Below are 25,528 nucleotides of genomic sequence, written 5' to 3' on the forward strand. Positions count from 1 at the left end.
CGTTCGAGCGGGGCGAGGGCGCGGGCTCCGTGCGGAGCTGACAGCGTCGTCTCGACCATGTCAGCTCCTCAGCCGCGGGTTGACGAGGACATAGGCGAGATCGGCGATCAGGTTCAGCATGATGTAGACGGTGGCGGTCACCAGCACGACACCCTGCACCACCGCGTAGTCGCGATTGAACACGGCATCGACGATCAGCTTGCCGAAGCCGGGGATCGAGAAGATCTGCTCGGTCAGCACCGCACCGGACAACAGCGTGCCGAGCTCGAGCGCGCCCAGCGTGATGACCGGCGTCAAGGCGTTGCGCAGCGCATGGCCGAGGATGACTTGGCGTTCGGAGATGCCCTTGGCGCGGGCGGTGCGGATGTAGTCGCTGCTCAGAACCTGCAGCATCGCGCTGCGGGTGTGGCGCATCAGGATCGCGGCGATGGCATTGCCGAGCACGAAGGCCGGCATGATGGTGGCGGCGAGGCTGGCCCGCCAGTCCTCGGCGGGCGAGACGTAACCGGAGGCGGGGAGCCAGCCGAGCTGGATCGAGAACAGGAAGATCAGCATGATGCCGAGCCAGAAGTTCGGCGTCGAGATGCCCCACAGCGCAAACAAGTTTGCGGCATAGTCCCAGGCCGTCCCGCGCTTCACGGCGGAAATGATGCCGGCGGGAATGCCGATCAGGAACGCGATCACGATCGCCATCGACGCGAGCTGCAGGGTCACCGGCAGCTTTTGCAGGATGAGATCGCGCACCGGCATCTTGATGCGCAGCGACTCGCCGAAATCGCCCGAGAGCACGCCCTTGATCCAGTAGCCGTACTGAACGGGCAGCGGCTGGTCGAGGCGATACTGCTTGCGGATCTGCTCGATCACCGCCGGATCGCGCTCCTCGCCGGCCATCACCAGGGCGGGATCGCCGGGCAGGAGTTGCTGCAGCGAGAAGATGAGGATGGAGACGAAGATCAGCGTCGGGATGATCTGGCCGAGGCGGCGCGCGAGGAAGGTCAGCATGATCAGCTCTTCCTGCGGCGCTGAAGATGTCGGCCGTCGGATGCAGGTCGCGCCTCCTGCGTTCCCTCCCCCCTTGTGGGGGAGGGACAGGGAGGGGGGTGCCCCAAGCGGGATCGGAGTGCGTGGCACTCCCCACCCCAGTCCTCCCCCACAAGGGGGGAGGGAGCAGAGGGAGTTCGCCGCGTCGGCTGCGCGTCCCGGCGAACAGAGGCCACCTGACCGCTCATTTCAGCTTCAGCCCGACCACGCGCACCAGGCCGTCCGGCATCTGCTTGTAGCCTTCGAGCTTCTTGGTGTGCGCGATCAGGATACGGCGGTGATAGAGGTAGAGGATCGGCTCGTCCTCGATCTCGAGCTTCGTCAGCTTCTCGTAGAGCGCCTTGCGCTGGGCCATGTCGGTCACGAGCCGCGCGTCGCTGAGCGCCTTGTCGGCCTCGGCGTTGGCCCAGACGCTGTAGTTCTGCGGCGCGTTGCGGTGCAGGAACACGTAGCTGTTGCCGTCGGGATCGATGCGGCCGCTCCATGACAGCATGAAGGCCTGATAGTCGCCGGCCTCGGCCTGCTTCAGCGAGGTCGCCAACTCGGTGACCCGGATCTTCAGGTCAAAGCCGGCCTCGGCAGCCATCGACTGCACGACCTGGGCGGCGGCCTCGGTCTCGGCGCCCTTCGGCACCATGAAATCGACCGCGACAGGCGGCGTGACGCCGGCCTCCTTCAGCAGCGCCTTTGCCTTCTCGACATCGCGAGCACGGACAGGGAAGGCCTTCTGATAGTAGGGATGCGAGGGATTGACCCACTGGTTACCCGGCATGAACTCGCCGTTGAAGACGACTTGGTTGAGCGCCTCGCGATCGATCGCGAGGTCGAGCGCCTGCCGCACCTTGGCGGACTGGCTGAGCGGACCCTTGGCCTTGTCCTTGCCGATGTTGAGCGTGATGCCTTGATAGCCGAGCTCGATCGCCGTCGAGAGCGCGAGCTTGGAATCGGCGCGCACGTCCTTGATGTCGGTGGCGAGCACGCGCTCGATCAGGTCGAGCGCGCCGGATTTCAGGTTCGCCAGCCGCACGGTGGCGTCGACGATCGGCTGGTAGACGATCCTGTCGATGAAGACGTTGTCCTTGTTCCAGTAGTCGGCGAACTTCTCGAATACGATCTTGTCCTGCTGGACACGTTCGACGAATTTGTAGGGACCGGCACAGACCGGGCGCAGGCCGAACTTGTCGCCGGCCTCCTTGGCCGCCTTCGGCGACACCATCATGCCGGCGCGGTCGGTGAGCTGGGCGATCAGCGGCGAGAATGGCGCCTTCAGGACGAGCTTGATCGTCAAGGGATCGACGACGTCGATATGATCGAGCGACGCCAGCTCGGGCTTGCGGAACGAGCCGGGGAGGGTGAGGTGGCGGTCGAGCGAGAATTTGGCGGCCTCAGCGTCGAACGGCTCGCCGTCGTGGAATTTCACGCCGGGCCGCAGCTTGATGATGACCTCCTTGCCGTCGGCCGAGGTCTCCTGCGACAGCGCCAGCTGCGGCACGATGTTCAGCTTCTCGTCGATGTCGAACAGCTTGTCGCAGGTCGCGGCGAAGACGATGCGGCCGACATAGGTGCGGGCCATGGTCGGATCGAGAACGTCGGGGTCCTCGGCAAGGCCGATGCGCAAGGTGGTCTGCGCCTGCGCGACCGGCCCCCAAGAGGCCACGACAACGGCCGCGACCGCGGCCAAGCACCAGTTCCTCATCATCCGATGTCCCTCACGCGAATGCAGCCTGCGTTGTTGCACTATCAATACCAACCCCGATCACGTGCCATGCTTCCGGCTTGGTCATGTCTGGTTCGCGAGCGCGGCGGCGATGCCGGCATCAATCGTGGCGCGATCCGTGATCCCTGCAGGATTGTCGCGCGTCGGCATGAACTGCCGGAATACGGCCCAATGCTTGCGGCTGACGGTCTCCAGTCGTTCGAGCTCTGCCAGCGGATCGGGGTGATCGTCGACGCGCAGATCGAGCTCGGACCATTCCTCCTTGCCGTGGACGAGGAGGGCAGCGGACTGTTTGCCGCGCTTGTCGCCGCCGGCGGCCTCGCCGGCCTTCATGGCGGCGATCAGGCGCAGGGCGAGGGGCAGAGCGCTGTTGGCGAGAAAGGCGTTCGCGGTCTCGTTCAGCACTTGTGGGCCGGCCAGCATGTTGCCGGCAATTGAAAAGCCCCGGCCTTCGAGATGGCCGCACCAATCGATGCAGTCGCGGCCGGTGTGGGCGGCAATCTGGCCGTTGCGATCGAGGATGTGGAGCTGGCGGCTCTCGCGGCCGGGATCGGCAGATGTCAGCAGTTGCACGATCTCGCGCGGATGCCGGCCGTCGCGCAGCAGCGTGACGCCGTCGATGCCGTAATAGGGATTGACCAGCGCCTGGGTGGCGATGCCGCCGTGGCCGGCGACGATGAAGGGCACGCGCGCGCCGACGGCGAAGAAGCGGGTGGCGACGGCGATGCCGATCTGGCCGGTGAGATCGTCCTTGGCAATGATCGACCAGGTCATCGTCGCGTCGCTCTCTTATCGTCCGGCCGCGTAACCCTGCATGCCCCGCGGATTGGCCGCGGCGCGGCGGCGGCGGCCCACGCGGGAGGCCGCGGTGAGGCGGCCCTCCGACCAGTCGGGGCCGACTTCGACCACATGGCCGCGGCGGCGCAGCTCCTCGACGGTCGCCTTGGGCACGCGGCCCTCGACCACGAGCACGCCGGGGCGCGCGGTGCGCGGCCAGAACGAGATCGGGAAATGCTCGGAGTGCCACGCCGGCGCGTCGATCGACTCTTGCAGGTTCATGCCGGCATGGACGTGGCGCAGGAAGAACTGCGTGTTCCACTGGTCCTGCTGGTCGCCGCCGGGCGAGCCCCAGGCGACGTAGGGTTCGCCGTCGCGCAGCGCCATGGTCGGCGACAGCGTGGTGCGCGGACGCTTGCCCGGCACCAGCGCGGCCGGATGATCCTCCTCCAGCCAGAACATCTGCGCGCGCGTCCCCAGGCAGAAGCCGAGCTCGGGGATGACCGGCGATGATTGCAGCCAGCCGCCGGAGGGCGTCGCCGAGATCATGTTGCCTTGGGAATCGATGATGTCGAAATGCACGGTGTCGCCGCGCACCTCGCCGAAGCGGCCGACGGTCGGCTCGCCCGAGCCCATTGCGCCGACGGCCTCGCGGTGGCCTTGGGCCTCGCGCAGCTTCACCTTGGCGCCGTAGCCGTCGAGCGTGCCGGGACGCAGCTCGAGCGAGGCCTTGTCGGTGATCAGCTTGCGCCGCTCGTCGTTGTAGGCATCGGACAGCAGCATGCCGATCGGGATGTCGGCAAACTTCGGATCGCCGTAGAACGCTTCGCGGTCGGCGAACGCAAGCTTCGCCGCTTCGATCTGCCAATGGATGAAGTCGGGTCCGGTCGGATCGAGGCCGTCGAGCGCAAATCCCTTGAGCAGTGCGAGCTGCTGCAGCAGCACCGGGCCCTGGCTCCAGACGCCGGCCTTGCACACGGTGTAGCGGCCGTACTCGTAGGTGAGCGGCGCCTCGATGGTCGGCTGCCAGCGCGCCATGTCGTCGGCGGTCAGCACGCCCTTGTGACGCGAACCCGAGACGTCCATCACCTCCTGCGTCCGGCAGAAGCGGTCGATCGCCTCGGCGACGAAGCCCTGCGACCAGGCCTTGCGCGCGCGCTCGATCTGCGCGTCGCGATCACCACCCGCGCTTTCGCCTTCGCTCAGGATGCGCGCGTAGGTTTCCGCAAGCTGTGGATTGGTGAACAGCGTGCCCGGCCTCGGCACCTCGCCATTGGGCAGATAGAGCGCGGCCGAGGTCGGCCAATGCGTCTTGAACAGTTGCTCGACGGTCTGGATCGTCGCGGAGACGCGCTCGACCAGCGGATAGCCGTCGCGCGCGTACGAAATTGCCGGCTCCAGCACGTCGCGCAGCCGCATCGTGCCATAGTCGCGCAGCAGCAGCATCCAGGACTCGAAGGTGCCGGGCACGCAGGCCGCGAGCAGGCCGGTGCCGGGCACCATGTCGAGGCCTTCGCGCTTGTAGTGCGCAATGGTGGCGCCTGATGGCGCCGGGCCCTGGCCGCAGATGACCTCGGTGCGTCCGCGCGTGACGTCGTGCAGGATGATCGGCACGTCGCCGCCGGGACCGTTCAGATGCGGCTCCACCACCTGCAGGGTGAAGGCCGCCGCGACGCCGGCATCGAAGGCGTTGCCGCCGCGCTCCAGCATCGCCATGCCGACGGCGGTGGCCAGCCAGTGCGTCGAGGTGACGACGCCGAAGGTGCCGTCGATCTCGGGGCGGGTCGTGAAGGGATCGGGGTTGATGAAGCTCATGGCCGGCTTTGCCTATCCTATCGAGTCGCCGTCATTGCGAGCGAAAGCGAAGCAATCCAGGACCGTGGATGACGCCCTGGATTGCTTCGTCGCTTCGCTCCTCGCAATGACGATCCATTCAAATTTCGCCTCATCGCTCATCACAACTCAGGCCGGCACAGCGGCCGCGGCCGGCTGGTTCACCGCATGGCAGGCAACGCCGCCGATCAGCTCGGGCGCCTGCTGCCGGCACAGATCGAACGCGAGGGGACAGCGTGGGTTGAAGGTGCAGCCCGGAGGAGGGTTGATCGGGTTCGGGATCTCGCCCTTGACCGGAATGCGCTGGCGGCCCGACATCGACAGGTCCGGCACCGCGCCGAGCAGCATCTTGGTGTAGGGCATGCGCGGATCGCTGAACAGCGTGCGGCCGTCCGCGATCTCGACGATGCGGCCGAGATACATCACGCCGATGCGGCTCGCCATGTGGCGCACGACCGCGAGATTGTGGCTGATGAACAGATAGGTCAGGCCGAACTTGTCCTGCAGGTCGCGCATCAGATTGAGGATCTGCGCCTGTACGGAGACGTCGAGCGCCGAGGTCGGCTCGTCGCAGACGATGAACTCGGCCTCCGAGGCGAGCGCGCGCGCGATGGCGATACGCTGGCGCTGCCCGCCGGAGAATTCGTGCGGAAACTTCTGGCCGTCGTCGGGATGCAGGCCGACCAGGGTCAGCAGCTCGCCGACGCGGTCCTTGATCTGGCGCTCACCCTCGATGATGTCAAAGGCGCGGATCGGCTCGGCGATGATGCTATCGACGCGGAAGCGCGGATTGAGGCTCGCGTAAGGATCCTGGAACACCATCTGGATGCGGCGGCGCAGCGTGCGCCGCACCTGGGCCTGGCGCGCATCGCTCATCGACACGCCGTCGATGATCACCTCGCCCGACGTCGGCGGCAGCAGCCCGACCACCATGCGCGCGACCGTGGTCTTGCCCGAGCCGGATTCGCCGACCAGCGCGAAGGTCTCGCCCTTCCTGATCCCGAAGCTGACGCCGTCGACCGCCTTCAGGAACTCCTGCGGCTGACGCTCGATCACGCGGTTGAGCCAGGGTTTCGAGACATCGAAGACCCGGCGCAGGTTCTTGACCTCGACGAAATCGGTCATGCCGCGGTCTCCGTGGCGCGATCGTACAGATGACAGGCGACCGCCTGCGTGCCCTGGCGCAGCGGCTCCGGCCGATCGACGCGGCAGCGATCGAAGGCGAAGCTGCAGCGCGGATTGAACGAGCAGCCGGGCGGGATCGCGGACAGCCGCGGCATCGAGCCTGGGATCTGCACCAGCCGCTTCTCCTCGCCCGCGAGCGTCGGGATCGCACCCATCAGGCCCTTGGCGTAGGGGTGCAGCGGGTTATTGATCACCTCCTGCACCGGGCCGATCTCGGCCACGCGGCCGGCATACATCACCGCGACGCGGTCGCAGGTCTCGGCGATCACGCCCATGTCGTGGGTCACCAGCATCACGGCGGTGCCGTGGTCGCGGCCGAGCCGCTTGATCAGCGAGATGATCTGCGCCTGCACGGAAACGTCGAGCGCGGTGGTCGGCTCGTCGGCGATGATCAGCTCCGGCTCGGCGCACAGCGCCAGCGCGATCACGACGCGCTGGCGCATGCCGCCGGAGAATTCGTGCGGATAGCCGTCGATGCGCTTCTCGGGCGCCGATATGCCGACCTCGGCGAGCAGGTCGATGGCTCGCTTGCGCGCCTGCTGCTCGGTGAGGTTGGTGTGGGTCCTGATGGTCTCGATGATCTGGTCGCCGACGCGATACAGCGGATTGAGCGAGGTCAGCGGATCCTGGAAGATCATGCCGATGCGCTTGCCGCGCACCTTGCGCATCTCCTCCGGCGGCAGATTGTCGACACGCAATCCCGAGAGCTGGATCTCGCCGCCGGAGATGCGGCCCGGAGGATCGATCAGGCCGATCACGGCGAGGCCGGTGACGGATTTGCCGGCACCGGATTCGCCGACGACGCCGAGCACCTCGCCCTTGGCGATGTCGTAGGAGACGCCGTCGATCGCGCGCAGGGTGCCGCGCCGGGTCGCGAACTCGACCTGCAGGTTGCGCACGGACAGAACGGGGGCGGTCATGAGCTCAAGCCTCGGAAGGACGCATTCGCGCGGGTCATCGCAGTTTCGGGTTGAGGGCGTCGCGCAGCCAGTCGCCGAGCAGGTTGATGGCGAGGATCAGTCCGGCCAAAGCGATGCCGGGGAAGGCGACGATCCACCATTCGCCAGCGAACAGATAGTTGTTGCCGATCCGGATCAGGGTCCCGAGCGAGGGCATCGTTTCGGGCATGCCCGAGCCGAGGAACGACAAGGTCGCCTCGGTGATGATCGCCAGCGCCAGGTTGATGGTGGCGATCACCAGCACGGGACCGGTGGTGTTGGGCAGCACGTGGCGCAGCATGATGACGGGCGCGGGCAGGCCGATCAGCTGAGCTGCGGCGACGTAGTCCTTGTTCTTCTCGACCAGCACTGAGCTCCGCACCGTGCGCGCATATTGCACCCAGAAGGAGAGGCCGATCGCCAGCACGAGCACGACCAGCATGCTGAGCCAGTCCAGCCGGTTGCCGGACACCGACTTGGCGATGCCGTTGACCAGCAGAGCGATCAGGATCGGCGGAAAGGTGAGCTGGACGTCGGCGATGCGCATGATCACGGTGTCGACCCGGCCGCCGAAATAGCCCGCGATCAGGCCGAGGCCGATGCCAAGCGCGCCGGAAAAGGCGACGCCGAGAATGCCGACCAGGAGCGAGATCCGCAGGCCGTAGAGGATGGCCGAGAGCACGTCGCGACCCTGCTCGTCGGTGCCGAGCAAAAACGGGCTCTGTCCGTCGGCGGTCCATAGCGGCGAAATCCGCGAGTTCAACAGCTGCAATTGGGCCGGGTCGAACGGGTTCTGCGGCGACAGCAGCGGCGCGAAGATCGCCAGCAGGAAGAACAACAGCGTGATCACGGCCGCGGCGACCGTCAGCTTGGAGCGGCGGAAGGAATAGAACAGGTCGCTCGCAAGCGCACGCTTCAGCCATCCGTCGGTGGCGCGCGGCGTCTCGACGGGAGTGGGATGAGGAAGGGCTGCGTCGCTCATGATCAGGCCGGCCGGCTGATGGTCGCGCGCAGGCGCGGATCGACCACGGTGTAGAGGATATCAACCACGAGATTGATGGTGACGAAGATCAGCGACACCATCATCAGGTAGGCCGCCATGATCGGGATGTCGACGTTCTGCACCGCCTGCACGAACAACAGGCCCATTCCCGGCCATTGGAACACCTGCTCGGTGATGATCGAGAACGCGATCACCGAGCCGAACTGCAGGCCGACCACGGTGATCACCGGCACCAGCGTGTTGCGCAGCGCGTGGCCGAAATGAATCGCGCGAGTGGTCAGCCCGCGGGCGCGGGCGAAGCGGATGTAGTCGGTGCGCAGCACCTCGAGCATCTCGGCGCGGACCAGCCGCATGATCAAGGTCATCTGGAACAGGCCGAGCGTGATCGAGGGCATGATCAGCGCCTTCCAGCCTGAGACGGTGAACAGGCCTGATGTCCACCAGCCGAGCCTGACGGTGTCGCCGCGGCCGAACGACGGCAGCCAGCCCAGCGTGACCGAGAACAGATAGATCAGGAGGATGCCGATCAGGAAGGTCGGCAAGGAGATGCCGATCAGCGACACCATCTGGAACAGCTTGGCGAGCAGCGAGTCGCGGTGCAGCGCCGAGAACACGCCCATCAGGATGCCGAAGAACAGCGCCAGGATCGTCGCGCAGATCGCAAGCTCCAGCGTCGCCGGCATGCGCTCCTTGAGCAGATCGGAAACCGGCTGCCGGAACTGATAGGAGACGCCGAACTTGAACTGCGCCGCGTCGAACAGATAACGGCCGAACTGGACGATGAAGGGATCGTCGAGGCCGAGCGACTGGCGGATGCTGGCCCGTTCCGCGGCCGACGCGTCGATCGGCACGATCTGGCTCACCGGATCTCCGGCGAAACGGAACATGGCGAACGCGATGATTCCGACGGCGATCATGACGCCGATGGCCTGAATTGCTCGGCGAAGCGCGAAGGCGAGCATCTGATCCTTTCAGATCCTTCGAGATGCGGCGGCGCGTAGCACTTGCCGCAGGAAATGAAAAGTCCCGAAAAGCAGTTCTGCTTTCCGGGACTAGTCGTCGCGTGTGGACTACTCGGTCTTGGTGGCGAGGAACAGCAGCACGGCGTTGTCGGCGCGCAGCGGGATCTTCACCTTCTTCGAGACGCCCCAGGCCACCGCCTGCTGATGCAGCGGGATGTAGCCGTAATCCTTGATGCCGATCTCGAAGGCCTGCTTGATCAACTGATCGCGCTTGGCGGTATCGGTCTCGACCAGGACCTTGTCGGTCAGGGCGTCGAACTCCTTGTTGCAGTAATTGCCGAGATTGGCTTCGCCGCGGGTGGCGTCCTTGGCGTCGTCACGGCAGCCCATGATGTCGTGCATCACGTTGTGGGCGTCCATCGACGACGGCGTCCAGCCGAGCAGGAAGAACGAGGTGTTGTAGCCGCCGGGCTTCAGCACCTTGGCGAAGTACTGCGCCTTGGGCTGCGCATTCAGGTTCACCTTGACCCCGATGCGCGCGAGCATGCCGACGACGGCCTGGCAGATCGCGGCGTCGTTGACGTAGCGGTCGTTGGGGCAGTCCATGCCGACCTCGAAGCCGTCGGGATAGCCGGCCTCCGTCAGCAGCTTCTTGGCCGCGTCGGGATCGTATTTCGGCCGCGTGAACTCCTTCGACAGCGCATAGAGCTGCGGCGCGATCATCAGCGCCGACGGCGTCGACAGGCCGCGCATGACGCGGGTCTTGATCAGCTCGATGTCGATGGCCTTGTAGAACGCTTCGCGGACACGAATGTCCTTGAACGGATTCTTGCCCTTGACGTTGGAGTAGAGCAGCTCGTCACGGGTCTCGTCCATGCCAAGGAAGATCGTGCGCAGCTCGGGCCCCTTCAGGACCTGGGCGTTCGGGCTGGAATCGACGCGGCCGATATCCTGCACCGGGACCGGCTCGATGATGTCGACCTCGCCGGACAGCAGCGCGGCGACGCGCGTGGCGTCGGAGGCGATGGTGGTGAACACGATCTCCTTCAGATTGTGCTCGGGCTTGCCCCACCAGTTCGGATTGACCTTGAACACGGTCTTCACACCGGGCTGATGGCTCTCGATGATGAAGGGGCCGGTGCCGTTCTCATGCAGCGCGGCGTAGCTCGGCGTGGTTGCCGACACCGGGGTCGGCGCGACCGAGTTGTTGTCCTCGCACCACTTCTTGCTCATGATGTACCACGTATCCCATTGCGAGATCAGGATGGGATTGGGGGCATCGAGCTTCACGTCGACCGTGTAGTCGTCGACCTTGATGAATTTTGCGTCCGGCGGAACGTTGGACAGGAAGTTGGAGCCGGTGGCGCGGACGCGATCGGCGGAGAAGATCACGTCGTCGGCGGTGAAGGGTTCGCCATTGTGGAACTTGACGCCCTTGCGCAGATGGAAGCGCCAGCGGGTCGGCTCGGGCGTTTCCCAGCTCTCGGCCAGCGCGGGGACGATCTTCAGGTCCTTGTCGCGCGCGGTCAGTCCCTCATAGACGTGGGCATGGTGCGCAATCGTGGTCGATTCCTTGAAGGTATAGGGATCGAGCGACTTCAGGGTGCCCTGGTTGGCGTAGCGCAGGGTCTGGGCCGAGGCCGGCATGACGGCGAGGCCGAATGCGACCGCTGCCGCGATGAGCAGGGATTTGCGTCCCGACATATGTTCAAATTCTCCGCGTTTGACGCTTGTTTTCTCGGCAGGCGCGATTGTGTCCGGCCTGCCTTGCTTCGAAGTTCGTGATTTCTGCAGCGCCTCTTGCACGAACTTCAAGAAGCAACAAGACGCCGGGCGATATGCTTGCAAGTCTGATGCCGCGCCGGAATGAACTGATCCCGTTGGCTCTGGCCTGGCGGTGCGCCGTACGACCCGCGGCAGATCGATCAGAATATGTTGCCAGAGTTCAGCGGCGGCACACAAGTGCAGTTTGTTTAAGCCTAAACGATAAGGTTATCCCCCGCCGCCGCTGTGCGGCGCACGCGGGGGGCGGCGTCCGGGATGGGCGGAAGGCTCCCGGATTGACCATGTCCCGGGAATTGCGCACCTGCAGCAAGGCGCCGCTTGCTAGAAGGGGGGCGGCGCGGTGATACTGGACACCCCCTGCCGCGAGTCCGGGATCGGCGTTCCTGGTGAAGGGAGCCCGGCCCGGGCTGGCGTCGGGATGGTTCGAACAGCGGAGCGGACATGAAAGTCAATATCGAGATCGATTGCACACCGCTCGAAGCGCGGCAGTTTTTCGGACTTCCCGATGTCGGTCCGATGCAGGCCGCGGTCATGGACCGGCTGCAGAACCAGATGACGAGCAACATCGACAAGCTGACGCCCGAAGCCATCATGCAGAGCTGGTTCACCTTCGATCCCCGCCTGGCCGAACGGTTTCAGGACCTGATGCTGACCATGACGGGCCTCGGCGGCAGCCGCTCGAACGACAAGAAGTCGGCCTGACGCGGCCGACGGCTGCACGGATTTCGCTTGCGCGGAACTCCGAAGAGAAGCGGCGTGACGTCACGGCATGGAGCAGGCTCCACGCCGACGCCGAAGACCGGTCGAAAAAGGCCGGCTGAACAGCTTCAGGGGAGGATGCATGACCGATCCGTCTTGGATGCCGGCGCTGCAGTTCGCGACGACCAACGGCATTCGCATGGGCTATTACGAGGCGGGCCCCGTCAGCGACCGGCCGCCGATGATCCTCTGTCACGGCTGGCCGGAACTGGCCTTTTCCTGGCGGCATCAGATCAAGGCGCTGGCCGAGGCCGGCATCCGCGTCATCGCACCCGATCAGCGCGGCTATGGCGCGACCGACCGGCCGGAGCCGGTCGAGGCCTATGATCTCGAGCATCTCACCGCCGACCTCGTCGGTCTGCTCGATCACCTGAAGATCGACAAGGCGATCTTCGTCGGTCACGACTGGGGCGGCTTCGTCGTCTGGCAGATGCCGCTGCGCTATCCGCAGCGTGTCGCCGGCGTCGTCGGCATCAACACGCCGCATCTGCCACGCGCGCCCGCTGATCCCATTGCCATCATGCGTAAGCGGTTCGGCGACATGATGTACATCGTGCAGTTCCAGGATCCCGCACGCGAACCGGATCGCATCTTCGGCAGCCGCGTCGCGGAGACCTTCGATGCCTTCATGCGCAAGCCGCTGCCGCGCAGCGATGCGCCGCCGACGGAGCCGTCGGCCGGCGGGATCGCAGCCTCGCCATCGCTCAACCTGGCGTTCCCACAGATGATCGCGGCCTATGACGCCGCCAAGGACATGCGGCAGCCGATCCTGTCGGAGGCGGAGAAGCAGGTGTTCGTCGACACCTTCACACGCACCGGCTTCACCGGCGGCATCAACTGGTATCGCAACATGACGCGGAACTGGCAGCGCTCGGAAGGGCTCGATCATACGATGCGGGTGCCGGCACTGATGATCATGGCGGAGAACGACGCCGTGCTGCCGCCCTCGGCCGCTGACGGCATGGAGAAGCTGGTGCCGGACCTGGAGAAACATCTCGTCCGCGACAGCGGCCATTGGACGCAGCAGGAGCAGCCCGCGGAGGTCAGCGCCAAGCTGATCGAATGGCGGCGGCGACGGTTCGGTTGAAGAACGGCCGAGGCAGATTGCACGTCCGAGTGAGAGGCTGCGGCCGAGCCAAACAACAACAACAGGTGTCGTCAAGCCTGCCGACGCAGCGCGTCGGCTCTCCTAAGCCGCCTGCGCATTCGCGCCGTGCGCGTGCTCGGCGATCGCGTCGATGATCTGCGGCCACATCGGCCGCGGAGTGGCGTGGCCCATGCCGTCGATCATCAGGAGCTTGGCATTTGGAATCGACTCCGCGGTGTCCTTGCCGGCGGTGGGATGAACCAGCGGGTCGACCTTGCCGTGGATCACGAGTGTCGGCGCCGTCACCAGATGCAGCCGCGGCTTGCGGCTGCCGGAGGCCAGGATCGCGCGCAACTGACGTCCGACGCCGGCGGGATTGATGCCGCGCGCGAAGCAGCGTTCGGCGAGCGCCACGTCATTTGCCTCGTCCTCGGGAAATGAGCCGACGCGCAGCGCCTTCCAGGTCTTCTGGAAGCGCTTGATGTACTCGTCCTTGGTCTTCGGCGGCGGCGCCATCAGCAGCATCGCGACCTCGCGCGTCGGCGGCGGGATACGCGGATTGCCGGTCGTCGACATGATCGACGTCAGCGAGCGCACGCGATGCGGAAAGGAGATCGCGATCTCCTGCGCGATCATGCCGCCCATCGAGGCGCCGACCAGATGCGCCGACTTGATGTCGAGCGCGTCCATCAGGCCGACCGTGTCCTTGGCCATGTCGAGCAGCTTGTAGGGTGCGGAGACGGGAATGTTGAAGAAGCGCAGCTTGATCAGCTCGAACGGCGTCAACCGGCGACCGCCATGCAGCTTGCTCGACTGGCCGATGTCGCGGTTGTCGAAGCGGATCACGCGGAAGCCGCGGCTTGCGAGCTGTTCGCAGAACTCATCATACCAGATGATCATCTGCCCGCCGAGGCCCATGATCAACACGAGGGGAGGGGCAGCCGGGTCGCCGAAGATCTCATAGCAGATGTCGATACCGTTGGCGCGCACAGTCTGCGGCAGCTGATGAGCAGTTGCAGTCACTTGATCCCTCGTTCAAAGCCTTGGAACCCTCTATGGCATGGGTCTGTTGCTTGAGAGAAGCAAGCTACAAGTTCTCCCGCACCGCAACGAAGGCGTGCTATGAGAGGTTGTGTTTGAGTCTTGTGTTGGTCTGAAGGAGCGTGCCGATGGCGAACAAATCCGGCGACCCGATCGCATTCTGGCAGCAGATGGTCGGTGAGATGCAGAGGAGCTTCAGCGCCTTCACGCGGCTGCGCCCGATGGGCGTGACGCCCCGTCCATCCTCCAATGATCCCGCAACTGGTTCAGGAAACGGACAGAAGCCCATGGTCGATCTGATGGAAAACTACTTCGCCGGCATGAACGTGCCGAGCCGTGGTCAGCTCACCGCCTTGAATGAGCGGCTCGCCTCCATCGAGGGCGAGCTGGCGGAGACGCGGGCGCTGTTGAAGGAGCTGCTGGCTTCCACACAGGTGCCTGCGAAGGCGCTCGCCGATCCCGCTCCGCAGTTGAACGAGATCAAGAGCATGCTGGATTCGCTTCTCTCCGCGTCCAAGGCGGCCGCGCCAGTCGTGGCGCCGCCGCGCGACGTCACGCCGGACTTGAAGGGGATCAAGGACTTGCTCAACGAGCTTCTTGCCGCAACCAAGGCTCCGCAACCGGCGGCAAAACCCGCCGTCGACGTCACGCCTCAGTTGAGCGAGATCAAAGCATTGCTCGACCAGGCGCTGAACGCTGCCAAAGCACCCGATCCGTCACCGACAGTCGCGATCGAGGCAGAGCTGCGCGAAATCCGGGCCATGCTCGACACGATGAAGCCGTCGCAGCCGGTCGACGCCGCGCCCAAGGCTGATGATGCGGCTCCAAAGCCGGCCGAGCCGGCCCGGTCGGGGAAGAACCGCAACAAGAAGCACGGCGGCGCCCCTGCCGAGCACTGAGGGTCGCCCGAACGCCCCGACTTGCGCGGGGCGCTCTGAGGTGGCGAGTCCTTACCTCTTATCCCAAGATGGTGCATTGCAACATTTATGTTGCGACGCACCATTCGGAATGATATAGCTGAGCCACTCCGGTTTCATAAGGGACGGAGTGAGCCCATAGCTCAGAACCATTGAGGATGGAGACAGCCATGACCACCGAGACCAATACCGTGTTCGACACCGTCAAGGATGCCTTTGCACCGGTGACCGACGCGTTCAAGAACCTGCAGACGATGGAAGTGCCGGAGTCCGCGCGGGAGTTCGTCAAGAAGACCGCGTCGACCGCCAAGGAGCGCGCTGCGGAGGCCCTCGCTGGCTCCGAGAAGGTGACGTCGGCGATCGAGACCGCTGTGTTCGACGGCGTGACCGAGGCCGGCAAGATCAGCCGCAACATTCAGCAGGCGCTGTATCAGGACACCGAGGCCTTCTTCGACGGCATCGATCGGCTGGCGTCCGCCAAGTCGATCAGCGAGGCCGTCCAGATCCAGGGTGAGCTGGCCCGTGCCCGTGGCGAGGCGCTCGTCGCCCGAGCCAAGTCGACCAGCGAGTATGTCGGCAAGCTCGTCACCGAGGGTGCCAAGCTCGCCCAGGAGAACATGGCCAAGGCCTACAACAAGACCGCCTGAGCGCGTCTCGCGCGTCAGACGATCGACCTGCAAGGCCCGCATCGTGCGGGCCTTTTCTTTTGCGATCGGGTGAAACCGGCTAAAGCCTTCGCCATGCCGCAGCCGCTGTCCCGGATCGTCCATCAGCTCAAGAGCGAGCCGTCGCGCACGGGGTCGCTGATCATCACCGTGTTCGGCGACGCCATCGTGCCGCGGGGCGGCAGCGTTTGGCTCGGCACCTTGCTCGCCTTCTTCGAAGGGCTGGCCATCGACGGCAGCGTAGTGCGCACGGCGATGTCGCGGCTGACGGCGGAAGGCTGGTTCGAGCGCACCAGAATAGGCCGCAACAGCTTCTATCGCCTGACCCGGCGCGGCGAGCAGACCTTCGCCGGTGCCACCCGCCACATCTACGATTCGCCGCCGGCGGAATGGAACGGCAGCTTCGAATTGCTGCTCATCGGCAGCGCCGATGATCGCGAGCAGGCGCGCGCCGCCCTGCGCGATGCCGGTTTCGGCAGCCCGCTGCCCGGCGTGTTCGTGGCCCCCGCGAGCATCGCCGTCCCTGACGCTGTGGAGGGGGCTGTCCGCCTGCAGGCCTCCGCCGGCTCCGACATGGCGCGGCGGCTGGTGGCCGAGAGTTGGGCGCTGGAGCGGACGGCGGAGGCGTACCGCAAGTTCACCGCCTCCTTTGCGCCGCTCAAGGACAGCATCGCGCGCGGCGAGGCGCTCTCCGCCGGCCAGGCCTTCACCGCGCGGATCCTGCTGATCCACCACTACCGGCGCATCGTGCTGCGCGATCCGCTGCTGCCGGCTGAGTTGCTGCCGGGGAATTGGCCGGGACGGCAGGCCCGGGCGCTGTGTGGCGAGATCTATCGGTTGCTGCTGCCGGGTTCCGAGCGCTGGCTCGACGCCCATGCGACCAACGATCAGGGCCCGTTGCCGGAGGCCGGCGCGGCGCTGCAGCGGCGTTTCGCCGACGTGCATGAGGCACCCTGATATATTACAGAATTCGATTGCACGGATAAAATATCGTTATATATTGGCGGCAACCAAGTCCTGGGAGGACGCCGCCGCATGTACACGCAGGCGCTCAATTCGCCCGAGGAGGGCAGCTTCGCCGAGGACGCTGGACGCGCCTCGCGCTTTCAGGCCCGCATCGATGCCGAGGAGCGCATCGAGCCCAATGACTGGATGCCGTCGGCCTATCGCAAGACGCTGATCCGGCAGATCTCCCAACACGCCCATTCCGAAATCGTCGGCATGCTGCCCGAGGGCAACTGGATCACGCGCGCGCCGAGCCTGCGCCGCAAGGCGGCGTTGCTCGCCAAGGTCCAGGACGAATGCGGCCATGGGCTGTATCTCTACGCCGCCGCCGAGACACTCGGCGCCTCGCGCGAGGAACTGGTCGATGCGATGCTGGCCGGCAAGGCGAAGTACTCCTCGATCTTCAACTATCCCACCCTGACCTGGGCGGATATCGGTGTGATCGGCTGGCTGGTCGACGGCGCCGCGATCATGAACCAGATTCCGTTGTGCCGCTGCTCCTATGGTCCCTATGCGCGCGCGATGATCCGCGTCTGCAAGGAGGAATCGTTCCATCAGCGGCAGGGCTACGAGATCATGCTGACGCTCTGCCGCGGCACCGCCGAGCAGAAGGCGATGGCGCAGGATGCGCTGAACAGGTGGTGGTGGCCGGTGCTGATGATGTTCGGCCCGCCCGACCAGGCCAGCCAGCACAGCGACACCTCGACGAAGTGGAAGATCAAGCGCTTCTCGAATGACGAACTGCGCCAGAAGTTCATCGATGCCACCGTGCCGCAGGCGCAGTATCTCGGTCTGACGATTCCTGATCCCGAGATGAAACAGGACGAGCAGGGCCATTGGCGGCACGGCCCGATCGACTGGAACGAGTTCAAGCAGGTGCTGGCCGGCAACGGCCCGTGCAACCGCGACCGGATGGCGGCGCGCCGCAAGGCGCATGCCGACGGCGTCTGGGTGCGCGAGGCCGCCGCGGCCTATGCAGAGAAGCGCGCGCGGCGCCAGATGGCGCAAGCGGCCGAATAGCAGGGAGATCGAAATGGCGACGCCGAACACGCCGTTGTGGGAGGTCTTCATCCGCAGCCGCAACGGGCTCGCGCACAAGCATTGCGGCTCGCTGCATGCGCCGGATGCGACCATGGCGCTGCAGGCCGCGCGCGACATCTACACCCGCCGCGGCGAGGGTCTGTCGATCTGGGTGGTGCCGTCGAGCGCGATCACCGCGTCCGATCCCGCCGACAAGGGCATGATGTTCGAGCCGGCGGAGTCGAAGATCTATCGCCACCCGACGTTCTACGAGGTGCCCGAGGAAGTCGGGCATATGTGATCGGCTGAGGATCTCAGTCGTCGTCATTGCGAGCGCAGCGAAGCAATCCAGACTGCCTGCTCGGATGAATCCCTGGATTGCTTCGCCGCGTCCGCAATGACGGAGTTCGTGGCGGGCTGATCGGATCACAACCATGACCGCACCCTCGATCACCGTCTCCGAGACCCCGCTGGTGCTCTACACCTTGCGCCGCGCCGACGATGCGCTGATCCTCGGCCATCGCCTCTCCGAATGGTGCGGCCATGCGCCGATGCTGGAAGAGGACATGGCGCTGTCCAACATGGCGCTCGACCTGATCGGCCAGGCGCGCGAGCTCTATGGCTACGCCGCCAAGGTCGAGGGCCGCGACAACGACGAGGACAAGCTCGCTTATCTCCGCGACGTCAGACAGTACCGTAACCTGCTGCTGGTCGAACGCCCGAATGGTGACTTCGCGCATACGATGGTGCGCCAGCTCTTCTACGCGGCGTTCGCCGATCTCTATTGGCGGGGCATGATGGGCTCCACCGATGCGACCCTGGCGGCGATCGCGGCCAAGTCTGAGAAGGAATGCGCCTATCATCTGCGCCATGCCAGCGAATGGGTGATCCGGCTCGGTGACGGCACCGACGAAAGCCACCGCCGCGGGCAGGCTGCGATCGACGATCTCTGGGCCTATACGGGAGAGATGTTCAGTGTCGACGATGCGGAGCGCGGCCTGATCGATGCCGGCATCGCGATCGATCCGACGATGCTGCTGCCGGAATGGCTGTCGATCGTCTCGCATGTCGCGCGCGAGGCGACATTGGTGCTGCCGGAGAACGACTGGATGCAGCAGGGGGGCCGCGACGGCCGTCACAGCGAGCATCTCGGTCATCTCCTGAGCGAGCTGCAATACATGCAGCGCAGCTTCCCCGGTGCGTCGTGGTAGTCGCCGAGACCAGCCCGGCCGAGCTGCGCCAGCGCGCCTGGGACGCGGCCGCGTCGGTGGCCGATCCGGAAATCCCGGTGCTGACGATCGACGATCTCGGCGTGCTGCGCGAGGTCGAGGTGGTCGGCGAACGGGTCGACGTCGCGATCACGCCGACCTATTCCGGCTGCCCGGCGATGAACATGATCGCGCTCGAGATCGAGCTGGCGCTGGAGCGCGCCGGCTTCCGCGAGGCCAGCGTGCGCACTGTGCTGTCGCCGGCCTGGACCACGGACTGGATGAGCGAGGAGGGGCGACGCAAGCTGCGGGAGTACGGCATCGCGCCGCCGCAGCCGTCGAGCGGCCGGCGCGCGCTGTTCGGCCTGGCCGAGGTCGCGTGTCCGCAATGCGGATCCGCCAACACCGAGCAGCTCGCCGAGTTCGGCTCGACCTCGTGCAAGGCGCTGTGGCGCTGCAGATCGTGCCGCGAGCCGTTCGATTATTTCAAGTGCCACTGATGCTGCCACATCCGTCATTGCGAGCGCAGCGACTTGTCCGCCGAAGCTCGAAGGGCGTAGGCGGAAGCAATCCAGAGTCGAGTGCGCAGCTCTGGATTGCTTCGCTGCGCTCGCAATGACGTGGAGATAGGTTCGATGTCGACAACGCCACGCTTCCATCGTCTCGCCGTCCGTGACCTGCGCCGGGAGGCGCCCGATGCGGTGTCGCTGACCTTTGCGATTCCGAACGAGCTTGCCGATGACTATCGCTTCGCGCCAGGGCAATACCTCACGCTCAAGACCACGCTCGGCGGCGAGGAGGTCCGGCGCTCCTATTCGATCTGCTCCGGTCCCGATGACGACGAGATCCGGATCGCCGTGAAGCGTGTCGATGGCGGCGCATTCTCCAGCTTCGTCACCGACGAATTGAGGCGCGGCGACGAGATCGACGTCATGACGCCGACCGGCCGTTTTGGCGTGGCACTGCAGCCTGAGGCCGCGCGTACTCATGTCGGCCTTGCCGCCGGCTCCGGAATCACGCCGATCCTCTCGATCGTGAAAGCCGTGCTGGCGCGGGAGCCGCGCAGCCGCTTCTTCCTGTTCTACGGCAACCGCACCACCGCAGGCATGCTGTTCCGCGAACAGCTCGAGGAGCTGAAGGATCGCTTCCTCGACCGCTTCTCGGTGTTCCACGTCATCTCCGGCGAGGAGCAGGACCTGCCGATCCTGCACGGCCGCCTCGACGGCGAGAAGGTGCGCGTGCTGCTGCGTTCGCTGGTGCCGGCCGAGAGCATCGATCATGTCTTCATCTGCGGCCCCACCGGCATGAGCGAGGACATCGCGGCCACCTGCCGCGCGCTCGGCATCGCTGACGAGCGCGTCCATGTCGAGCGCTTCGTCTCGGGCGCCGGCGGCAAGCCGCGGCCGAAAGCTGTCGTGCCTGATACGGCGCCCCCCAAGGCGATCGCCGCGCTGATCATCGACGGCAAGCGCCGCGAGGTCCCGGTCGCCGACGGCGAGGCCATTCTCGACGCCGCGCTTCGCGCCGGTGTGGACTTGCCCTTCGCCTGCAAGGGCGGCATGTGCTCGACCTGCCGCGCCAAGCTGGTGGAGGGGAGAGCGGAGATGGAGCTGAACTACTCGCTGGAGCCATGGGAGCTGCAGGCTGGCTTTGTGCTCACGTGTCAGGCCAGGCCGGTGACGGAGCGCGTGGTGGTGGACTACGATCATGTGTGAGGTAGTGGCCGCGAAATTTCGACTGCTGATCGAGGCTGACGTGAGCACGCTCGCTCGGCTCGCTCGCTGCATCTCGCCCCGCTTGCGGGGAGAGGTCGGATTGCATCGTTAGATGCAATCCGGGTGAGGGGGACTCTCCGCGAGTTCGGTGCGTGGAGAGCCCTCCTCACCCCAACCCTCGCCCCGCAAGCGGGGCGAGGGAGCTCACTGTCATCGGCGCTCAATCTCGATTTCATCTCTGAACGGCTACCCTACCGGCCGCTTGTCCTTGATCCTTTTCGCCTTGCCGGCCGAGCGCTCCAGCGTGTCGGGCGGGACGACCTTCACCTTTGCCGTGAGGCCGATGGTGTTCTTGATGTGGATGGAGATGCGCTCGGCGTGCGCGCCGAGGCCGGTCTCGTCCCAATGCTCCGGTCGCGACTCCGCGTAGATCGTCAGCTCGTCCATGCGGCCCTCGCGCGTCAGCTCCAACATGAAATGGCCGCCGCACCATTCGGTCGACAGCAGGATCTCCTCGATCTGTGACGGGAACAGGTTGACGCCGCGCAGGATGATCATGTCATCGGAGCGGCCCGTGACCTTCTCCATCCGTCGCATGCCCGGCCGCGCGGTGCCCGGCAGCAGCCGGGTCAGATCGCGGGTGCGATAGCGGATGACGGGGAAGGCCTCCTTGGTCAACGAGGTGAACACCAGTTCGCCCATCTCGCCGTCGGGCAGCACCTTGCCGGTGTCGGGATCGACGATCTCCGGATAGAAGTGATCCTCCCAGATGTGCAGTCCGTCCTTGGTTTCCAGGCATTCCTGCGCCACGCCAGGGCCGATCACCTCGGACAGGCCGTAGATGTCGGTGGCATCCATCGCAAATGCGTCCTCGATCTCGGCGCGCATCGCATTGGTCCATGGCTCGGCGCCGAAGATGCCGATCCTGAGCGAACTCTGCCGCGGATCGAGGCCCTGACGCTTGAACTCGTCGAGGATTGCCAGCATGTAGCTTGGCGTCACGGTGATGATGTCAGGGCGGAAATCATTGATCAGCTGCACCTGCCGCTCGGTCATGCCGCCGGAGATCGGCACCACCGTGCAGCCGAGCTGCTCGGCGCCGTAGTGGACGCCGAGGCCGCCGGTGAACAGGCCGTAGCCATAGGCGTTGTGGATGATCATGCCGCTGCGGCCGCCGGCGGCGCGGATCGAGCGTGCCATCACGGCCGACCAGGTCGCGATGTCGTTGCGGGTATAGCCGACCACGATCGGCTTGCCGGTCGTGCCCGAGGAGGCGTGCACCCGTACCAGTTGCTCGCGCGGCACGGCGAACATGTTGAACGGGTAATTGTCGCGCAGGTCGGTCTTCACCGTGAACGGAAACTTGCCCAGATCGGCAAGCTCGCGGAAATCCGACGGATGCACGCCGGCCTTGTCGAAAGCCTGGCGGTAATGGGCGACGTTGTCGTAGGCGTGCTTGAGCGACCAGGCGAGCCGGCGGGTCTGCAGCGCCATGATCTCGTCGCGCGAGGCCCGCTCGGTTTCGTCCATCTCGGGAACGTAGCTGCCGGTCGATTGAAGCTTGGTCGATGTCATGGTCAGGTCCTCCGGCAGGGGCGCGGGGCGATAGGGAAGCGGATCAGCTCGCGGCGGCCGGGACCAGCGTGCCGCCGATGCTGCGCGAATGGCCGCGGAATTCGGCGATCACCGTGTCGCCTGCCGTAACGCGGACATCATAGATGCCGGAGCGCCCGCTGCGCGACACCTCGTGCGCGCGTGCCACCAGGATGTCGCCCAGCTTGCCGGGGCGGATGAAGCTGATGCTGCCCTGCGCGGCGACGGTGCGGTCGTTGCGCGAGTTGCAGGCGAATGCGAAGGCGGAATCGGCCAGCGTGAAGATGAAGCCGCCATGGGCGATGCCATGGCCGTTGACCATGTGAGGCTGCACTTTCATCTGCAGGGTGGCGCGTCCGGGGCCGATCTCGACGATGTGCATGCCGAGCCCCTGGCTGGCGCGATCATCCTGCCACATCGCGTCGGCGCAGGCGCGGGCGAGAGCGTCGGGGGAAAGTGTCGCCACGCCGCTCACCGTGCGGCCTCCATGCATGCGCAATGCGCCGGCCACCCCTGAGGATGCGTTTCTGAAATCACGGCGTTCTCTCCCGTCGATGCTTGTTGGAACAAGCATTCTCATCTAGTTAGGTGCGACATCGTGGCAAATATTCTGCGCGCGTCAAGCGAAAGCGCTGCCTGCGCAACGCGCGTGTTGTCCGCAACCGGAAGGATTCCTGAACGTGCCCGAAGCCGCCAATCTGGCCGTGTTGGCCGGTCTCATGGTCGGCCTGATCTATGGCGTGGTCGGGCTGCTCAGCGGCTTCTGCATGATGAGCAGCCTGCGCGGCTGGTGGGCCGACGGCGACGGCCGTCTGGTGCGGACCTATGCGCTGGCGATGGGCGTCGCGGTCGTCGCGACGCAGGTGCTCGCCGCCAATGCCGTCGTCGATCTCGGCAGATCGATCTATCTGCAGCCGACCTTCTCGGTGCCGATGATGCTCTTGGGCGGTGTCCTGTTCGGCTACGGCATGGTGCTCGCCAACGGTTGCGGCTCGCGCGCGCTGGTGCTGCTCGGCCGCGGCAATCTGCGCTCCTTCGTCGTGGTGACGGTGCTGGCGATCGCAGCCGAGATGACCCTGAAGGGCCTGATCGCGCCGCTGCGCATCGCGCTGATGCAGGCCTCGCAGACCACGGCCATGGCGGCATCGCTTCCTGTGCTGCTGTCGACTGGCGGCCTGCACGGTGCGCCGGCGCGCCTCTTGCCGGCGCTCGCGCTCGGCAGCGTGTTGATCGTGTTCGCCTTCGCGCATGCGCCGTTCCGGCGCGCACCGGGGCAGATGCTCGCGGGCCTCGTCGTCGGCCTGCTGATCGCGGCCGGCTGGTTCGCGACCGGCTATCTCGGCGCCGATGATTTCAACCCGGTGCCGGTGGCGTCCCTGACCTTCGTCGCGCCGATCGCCGACGGCCTGCAATATGTGATGCTGTCGACCGGCTCGACGGTGAACTTCGGCATCGCGACGGTCGCCGGCGTGCTGGCGGGGAGTCTCGTGACGGCGCTGGTCACGCGCCGCTTCAAGCTCGAAGGTTTTCACTCGCCGAATCACATGCTGCGCTCGGTTGGCGGCGCCGCGCTGATGGGCATCGGCGGCGTGATGGCGCTGGGCTGCTCGGTCGGGCAGGGGCTCACGGGACTCTCCACTTTGGCGCTGCCATCGTTCGTTGCCATCACCGGCATTTTCATCGGCACGGCCGCAGGCCTGCGCGGCGCCTTGCGCGTGCGGCCGCTGAAGATGGAGCCGGAAGCGGCGCGTTAGCTCAGTCCGTCGCGCGCGTGACGATGCGGATCTCCGACGTCAGCGTCCGGTGCACCGGGCACTTGTCGGCGATCTCCATCAGCTTCCTGCGCTGCTCCTCATCGAGCGCGCCGTCCATGTGGATCTCGCGCTCGAGCTGATCGATCAGCCCGACCTTGGTCTCGCACGCCGCGCAGTCCTCCGCATGGATCTTGTTGTGACGCAGGGTCACGGTGATCAGGTCGAGCGGCAGCAATTTGCGGTCGGCATAGAGCCGCATCGTCATCGAGGTGCAGGCGCCGAGCGCCGCGAGCAGAAGGTCGTAGGGGCCCGGACCGGAGTCCTGGCCGCCGACGGAGAGCGGCTCGTCTGCGGTGAGATGGTGGGGCCCGAGCGCGATGCTCTGCTGCAGCTTGCTCGCCCGCGTCTCGCGCACGACGACGTCGCGCGGGCCATCGGTGGCCGCAAGCTCGACCGGCGCCGGTGCGGCGTAGCGGCCGGCCCAGCTCGCGATCACCTCGGCGATATAGGCGGCATCTAGCTTGCTGCTGATGAGATGATCGGCGTGATCGAGCGAGATGAAGCTCTTCGGATGCCTGGCGGCGACGAAAATGTGGGTCGCGTTGTCGATGCCGACGGTCTCGTCGACAGGCGAGTGCATCACCAGCAGTGCCTTGTGCAGATGCTTGACCTTGTCGAGCAGGCGCTGCTCGGCGATGTCGTCGAGGAAGGAGCTGCTGATCCGGAACGGGCGCCCCGCGAGCGAGACCTCGGCCGAGCCGTCGCGGCGGATCGCCTCGAGGCCGTCCTTGAACATGTTGGTGACATGGCCCGGATCCGAAGGCGCGGCGATCGTCACGACGGCTTTCGCATCGGGAATGGCGCCGGCGGCCGCCAGCACGGCGGCGCCGCCGAGGCTGTGGCCGATCAGGATCGCCGGCGCCTGTCGGGTCTCGCGCAGATGATTGGCGGCGCGGACGAGATCGGCGACGTTGGAGGAGAACGTCGTGTTGGCGAAGTCGCCTTCGCTGGAGCCGAGGCCGGTGAAGTCGAACCGCAGCACGGCGATGCCATGCGCCGTCAGCGCCATGGCGATGCGCCGCGCCGCATGCGTGTCCTTGCCGCAGGAGAAGCAATGCGCGAACAGCGCGTAAGCGCGCGGCGAACCGTTGGGCAGGTCGAGCGCAGCGGCAAGCTGCTCGCCGCTTGCGCCTTCAAACTGGAAACGTTCGGTCGCCATTTTGGGCCCCATTCGTTGCGTCTTCACTGCACATCGTCATACAACAGATAAGGCCATTCCAGCAGACATGATGGCGCATTCTCGCGGCCCTGCAACGGCCCGAGCTTTGCGGATCTTTGCCCCTCTGCAATCGAGAGGGCGCAGGGAAGGTCGGGAGCCTGCCGCCCCCATGGCCCGCCTGCGGAAAAAATGCAGGCGGCAGAACCACAGGTACGGCTGAGGACATCCCGGTGGATTCAATTGGTCGTCGCAACACTCGATGAGGAGGTTGCGATGGGCATTCGAAAGAAACGGTCAACGCGGG

24 protein-coding genes are annotated in these 25,528 nt (G+C 65.8%); 11 read left to right on the forward strand and 13 right to left on the reverse strand.

Annotation, left to right across the window (positions count from 1 at the left end):
- Positions 1–60 precede the first annotated feature (60 nt).
- The 9 genes from QW868_RS20755 to QW868_RS20795 all read right to left on the reverse strand — a co-directional run bounded on the left by QW868_RS20755 (position 61) and on the right by QW868_RS20795 (position 11,160).
- Positions 61–1,002 carry an ABC transporter permease gene (locus QW868_RS20755; protein WP_315776419.1) on the reverse strand — a complete coding sequence of 314 codons (942 nt, stop codon included), beginning with the start codon at positions 1,000–1,002 and terminating at the stop codon, positions 61–63.
- Positions 1,003–1,225: 223 nt separating this feature from the next.
- Positions 1,226–2,737 (reverse strand): ABC transporter substrate-binding protein, encoded by a 1,512-nt coding sequence (locus tag QW868_RS20760; RefSeq protein WP_316231364.1) that lies wholly within the window; start codon positions 2,735–2,737, stop codon positions 1,226–1,228.
- Positions 2,738–2,821: 84 nt separating this feature from the next.
- The gene (locus QW868_RS20765; RefSeq protein WP_316231365.1) at positions 2,822–3,532 is read right to left on the reverse strand and encodes a DUF1028 domain-containing protein; all 711 of its coding nucleotides are present in this window, start codon (positions 3,530–3,532) and stop codon (positions 2,822–2,824) included.
- Between the two features lie 15 nt (positions 3,533–3,547).
- A complete protein-coding gene (locus QW868_RS20770) occupies positions 3,548–5,350 on the reverse strand; it encodes a gamma-glutamyltransferase family protein (protein WP_316231366.1) in 1,803 nt (600 codons plus the stop codon).
- A gap of 147 nt (positions 5,351–5,497) precedes the next feature.
- A complete protein-coding gene (locus QW868_RS20775) occupies positions 5,498–6,493 on the reverse strand; it encodes an oligopeptide/dipeptide ABC transporter ATP-binding protein (protein ID WP_315776423.1) in 996 nt (331 codons plus the stop codon).
- The gene (locus QW868_RS20780) at positions 6,490–7,473 is read right to left on the reverse strand and encodes an ABC transporter ATP-binding protein (protein WP_315776424.1); all 984 of its coding nucleotides are present in this window, start codon (positions 7,471–7,473) and stop codon (positions 6,490–6,492) included. Before QW868_RS20780 ends, QW868_RS20775 begins: the two co-directional genes overlap by 4 nt.
- A 34-nt stretch (positions 7,474–7,507) precedes the next feature.
- A complete protein-coding gene (locus QW868_RS20785) occupies positions 7,508–8,473 on the reverse strand; it encodes an ABC transporter permease (RefSeq protein ID WP_315737201.1) in 966 nt (321 codons plus the stop codon).
- Positions 8,474–8,475: 2 nt separating this feature from the next.
- The gene (locus QW868_RS20790) at positions 8,476–9,456 is read right to left on the reverse strand and encodes an ABC transporter permease (RefSeq protein ID WP_315737202.1); all 981 of its coding nucleotides are present in this window, start codon (positions 9,454–9,456) and stop codon (positions 8,476–8,478) included.
- 108 nt (positions 9,457–9,564) lie between these two features.
- Positions 9,565–11,160: an ABC transporter substrate-binding protein gene (locus QW868_RS20795; protein WP_315737203.1), complete on the reverse strand. Its 1,596-nt coding sequence runs from the start codon at positions 11,158–11,160 to the stop codon at positions 9,565–9,567.
- Positions 11,161–11,682: 522 nt separating this feature from the next.
- On the opposite strand from QW868_RS20795, the gene QW868_RS20800 reads away from it, so the two are divergent.
- Together QW868_RS20800 and QW868_RS20805 are read left to right on the forward strand one after the other, a co-directional pair.
- Complete coding sequence (locus tag QW868_RS20800; protein WP_315715763.1) at positions 11,683–11,943, forward strand: DUF6489 family protein; 261 nt, start codon at positions 11,683–11,685, stop codon at positions 11,941–11,943.
- Between the two features lie 139 nt (positions 11,944–12,082).
- Positions 12,083–13,087: an alpha/beta hydrolase gene (locus QW868_RS20805; protein WP_316231367.1), complete on the forward strand. Its 1,005-nt coding sequence runs from the start codon at positions 12,083–12,085 to the stop codon at positions 13,085–13,087.
- 102 nt (positions 13,088–13,189) lie between these two features.
- On the opposite strand, the gene QW868_RS20810 is transcribed toward QW868_RS20805, so the two are convergent.
- A complete protein-coding gene (locus QW868_RS20810) occupies positions 13,190–14,110 on the reverse strand; it encodes an alpha/beta hydrolase (protein WP_316231368.1) in 921 nt (306 codons plus the stop codon).
- A gap of 146 nt (positions 14,111–14,256) precedes the next feature.
- Between QW868_RS20810 and QW868_RS20815 the strand changes: the two genes are divergently transcribed.
- From QW868_RS20815 to paaE, 8 genes are all read left to right on the forward strand, one after another.
- A complete protein-coding gene (locus QW868_RS20815; RefSeq protein WP_315776427.1) occupies positions 14,257–15,027 on the forward strand; it encodes a hypothetical protein in 771 nt (256 codons plus the stop codon).
- Positions 15,028–15,215: 188 nt separating this feature from the next.
- Positions 15,216–15,692 carry a phasin gene (locus tag QW868_RS20820; protein WP_315715766.1) on the forward strand — a complete coding sequence of 159 codons (477 nt, stop codon included), beginning with the start codon at positions 15,216–15,218 and terminating at the stop codon, positions 15,690–15,692.
- Between the two features lie 93 nt (positions 15,693–15,785).
- Positions 15,786–16,667, forward strand: a complete 882-nt coding sequence (gene paaX, locus QW868_RS20825; protein ID WP_315737207.1) for a phenylacetic acid degradation operon negative regulatory protein PaaX — start codon at positions 15,786–15,788, stop codon at positions 16,665–16,667.
- A gap of 78 nt (positions 16,668–16,745) precedes the next feature.
- A complete protein-coding gene (gene paaA / locus QW868_RS20830; protein WP_315737208.1) occupies positions 16,746–17,735 on the forward strand; it encodes a 1,2-phenylacetyl-CoA epoxidase subunit PaaA in 990 nt (329 codons plus the stop codon).
- 13 nt (positions 17,736–17,748) lie between these two features.
- The gene (gene paaB / locus QW868_RS20835) at positions 17,749–18,036 is read left to right on the forward strand and encodes a 1,2-phenylacetyl-CoA epoxidase subunit PaaB (RefSeq protein ID WP_315737209.1); all 288 of its coding nucleotides are present in this window, start codon (positions 17,749–17,751) and stop codon (positions 18,034–18,036) included.
- Positions 18,037–18,169: 133 nt separating this feature from the next.
- Positions 18,170–18,946 (forward strand): 1,2-phenylacetyl-CoA epoxidase subunit PaaC, encoded by a 777-nt coding sequence (gene paaC, locus QW868_RS20840; protein WP_316231369.1) that lies wholly within the window; start codon positions 18,170–18,172, stop codon positions 18,944–18,946.
- Positions 18,940–19,443 (forward strand): 1,2-phenylacetyl-CoA epoxidase subunit PaaD, encoded by a 504-nt coding sequence (gene paaD, locus QW868_RS20845; protein ID WP_316231370.1) that lies wholly within the window; start codon positions 18,940–18,942, stop codon positions 19,441–19,443. The genes paaC and paaD overlap by 7 nt, the downstream gene beginning before the upstream one ends.
- A gap of 135 nt (positions 19,444–19,578) precedes the next feature.
- Positions 19,579–20,658, forward strand: coding sequence for a 1,2-phenylacetyl-CoA epoxidase subunit PaaE (paaE, locus tag QW868_RS20850; protein WP_315737212.1), 1,080 nt, complete (start codon positions 19,579–19,581; stop codon positions 20,656–20,658).
- Between the two features lie 246 nt (positions 20,659–20,904).
- Here paaE and paaK read toward each other — a convergent pair whose 3' ends face one another.
- On the reverse strand, positions 20,905–22,233 hold the full coding sequence (paaK, locus tag QW868_RS20855; protein WP_315737213.1) for a phenylacetate--CoA ligase PaaK: 1,329 nt from the start codon (positions 22,231–22,233) through the stop codon (positions 20,905–20,907).
- 43 nt (positions 22,234–22,276) lie between these two features.
- Positions 22,277–22,726 (reverse strand): hydroxyphenylacetyl-CoA thioesterase PaaI, encoded by a 450-nt coding sequence (paaI, locus tag QW868_RS20860; protein ID WP_316231371.1) that lies wholly within the window; start codon positions 22,724–22,726, stop codon positions 22,277–22,279.
- A gap of 232 nt (positions 22,727–22,958) precedes the next feature.
- On the opposite strand from paaI, the gene QW868_RS20865 reads away from it, so the two are divergent.
- On the forward strand, positions 22,959–24,005 hold the full coding sequence (locus QW868_RS20865; RefSeq protein WP_316231381.1) for a YeeE/YedE family protein: 1,047 nt from the start codon (positions 22,959–22,961) through the stop codon (positions 24,003–24,005).
- Between the two features lies 1 nt (position 24,006).
- On the opposite strand, the gene QW868_RS20870 is transcribed toward QW868_RS20865, so the two are convergent.
- Positions 24,007–25,224, reverse strand: coding sequence for a bifunctional alpha/beta hydrolase/OsmC family protein (locus QW868_RS20870; protein WP_316231372.1), 1,218 nt, complete (start codon positions 25,222–25,224; stop codon positions 24,007–24,009).
- Between the last annotated feature and the right edge of the window lie 304 nt (positions 25,225–25,528).

Origin of the sequence: Bradyrhizobium sp. SZCCHNR1051 (genome assembly GCF_032489615.1) — a bacterium.
Classification (GTDB): Bacteria; Pseudomonadota; Alphaproteobacteria; order Rhizobiales; family Xanthobacteraceae; genus Bradyrhizobium.

Coding starts and splice junctions, on each gene's coding strand:
- QW868_RS20755 (WP_315776419.1), bottom strand. CDS start 1,002: ATGCTGACCTTCCTCGCGCGCCGCCTCGGCCAGATCATCCCGACGCTG.
- QW868_RS20760 (WP_316231364.1), bottom strand. CDS start 2,737: ATGAGGAACTGGTGCTTGGCCGCGGTCGCGGCCGTTGTCGTGGCCTCT.
- QW868_RS20765 (WP_316231365.1), bottom strand. CDS start 3,532: ATGACCTGGTCGATCATTGCCAAGGACGATCTCACCGGCCAGATCGGC.
- QW868_RS20770 (WP_316231366.1), bottom strand. CDS start 5,350: ATGAGCTTCATCAACCCCGATCCCTTCACGACCCGCCCCGAGATCGAC.
- QW868_RS20775 (WP_315776423.1), bottom strand. CDS start 6,493: ATGACCGATTTCGTCGAGGTCAAGAACCTGCGCCGGGTCTTCGATGTC.
- QW868_RS20780 (WP_315776424.1), bottom strand. CDS start 7,473: ATGACCGCCCCCGTTCTGTCCGTGCGCAACCTGCAGGTCGAGTTCGCG.
- QW868_RS20785 (WP_315737201.1), bottom strand. CDS start 8,473: ATGAGCGACGCAGCCCTTCCTCATCCCACTCCCGTCGAGACGCCGCGC.
- QW868_RS20790 (WP_315737202.1), bottom strand. CDS start 9,456: ATGCTCGCCTTCGCGCTTCGCCGAGCAATTCAGGCCATCGGCGTCATG.
- QW868_RS20795 (WP_315737203.1), bottom strand. CDS start 11,160: ATGTCGGGACGCAAATCCCTGCTCATCGCGGCAGCGGTCGCATTCGGC.
- QW868_RS20800 (WP_315715763.1), top strand. CDS start 11,683: ATGAAAGTCAATATCGAGATCGATTGCACACCGCTCGAAGCGCGGCAG.
- QW868_RS20805 (WP_316231367.1), top strand. CDS start 12,083: ATGACCGATCCGTCTTGGATGCCGGCGCTGCAGTTCGCGACGACCAAC.
- QW868_RS20815 (WP_315776427.1), top strand. CDS start 14,257: ATGGCGAACAAATCCGGCGACCCGATCGCATTCTGGCAGCAGATGGTC.
- QW868_RS20820 (WP_315715766.1), top strand. CDS start 15,216: ATGACCACCGAGACCAATACCGTGTTCGACACCGTCAAGGATGCCTTT.
- paaX (WP_315737207.1), top strand. CDS start 15,786: ATGCCGCAGCCGCTGTCCCGGATCGTCCATCAGCTCAAGAGCGAGCCG.
- paaA (WP_315737208.1), top strand. CDS start 16,746: ATGTACACGCAGGCGCTCAATTCGCCCGAGGAGGGCAGCTTCGCCGAG.
- paaB (WP_315737209.1), top strand. CDS start 17,749: ATGGCGACGCCGAACACGCCGTTGTGGGAGGTCTTCATCCGCAGCCGC.
- paaC (WP_316231369.1), top strand. CDS start 18,170: ATGACCGCACCCTCGATCACCGTCTCCGAGACCCCGCTGGTGCTCTAC.
- paaE (WP_315737212.1), top strand. CDS start 19,579: ATGTCGACAACGCCACGCTTCCATCGTCTCGCCGTCCGTGACCTGCGC.
- paaK (WP_315737213.1), bottom strand. CDS start 22,233: ATGACATCGACCAAGCTTCAATCGACCGGCAGCTACGTTCCCGAGATG.
- QW868_RS20870 (WP_316231372.1), bottom strand. CDS start 25,224: ATGGCGACCGAACGTTTCCAGTTTGAAGGCGCAAGCGGCGAGCAGCTT.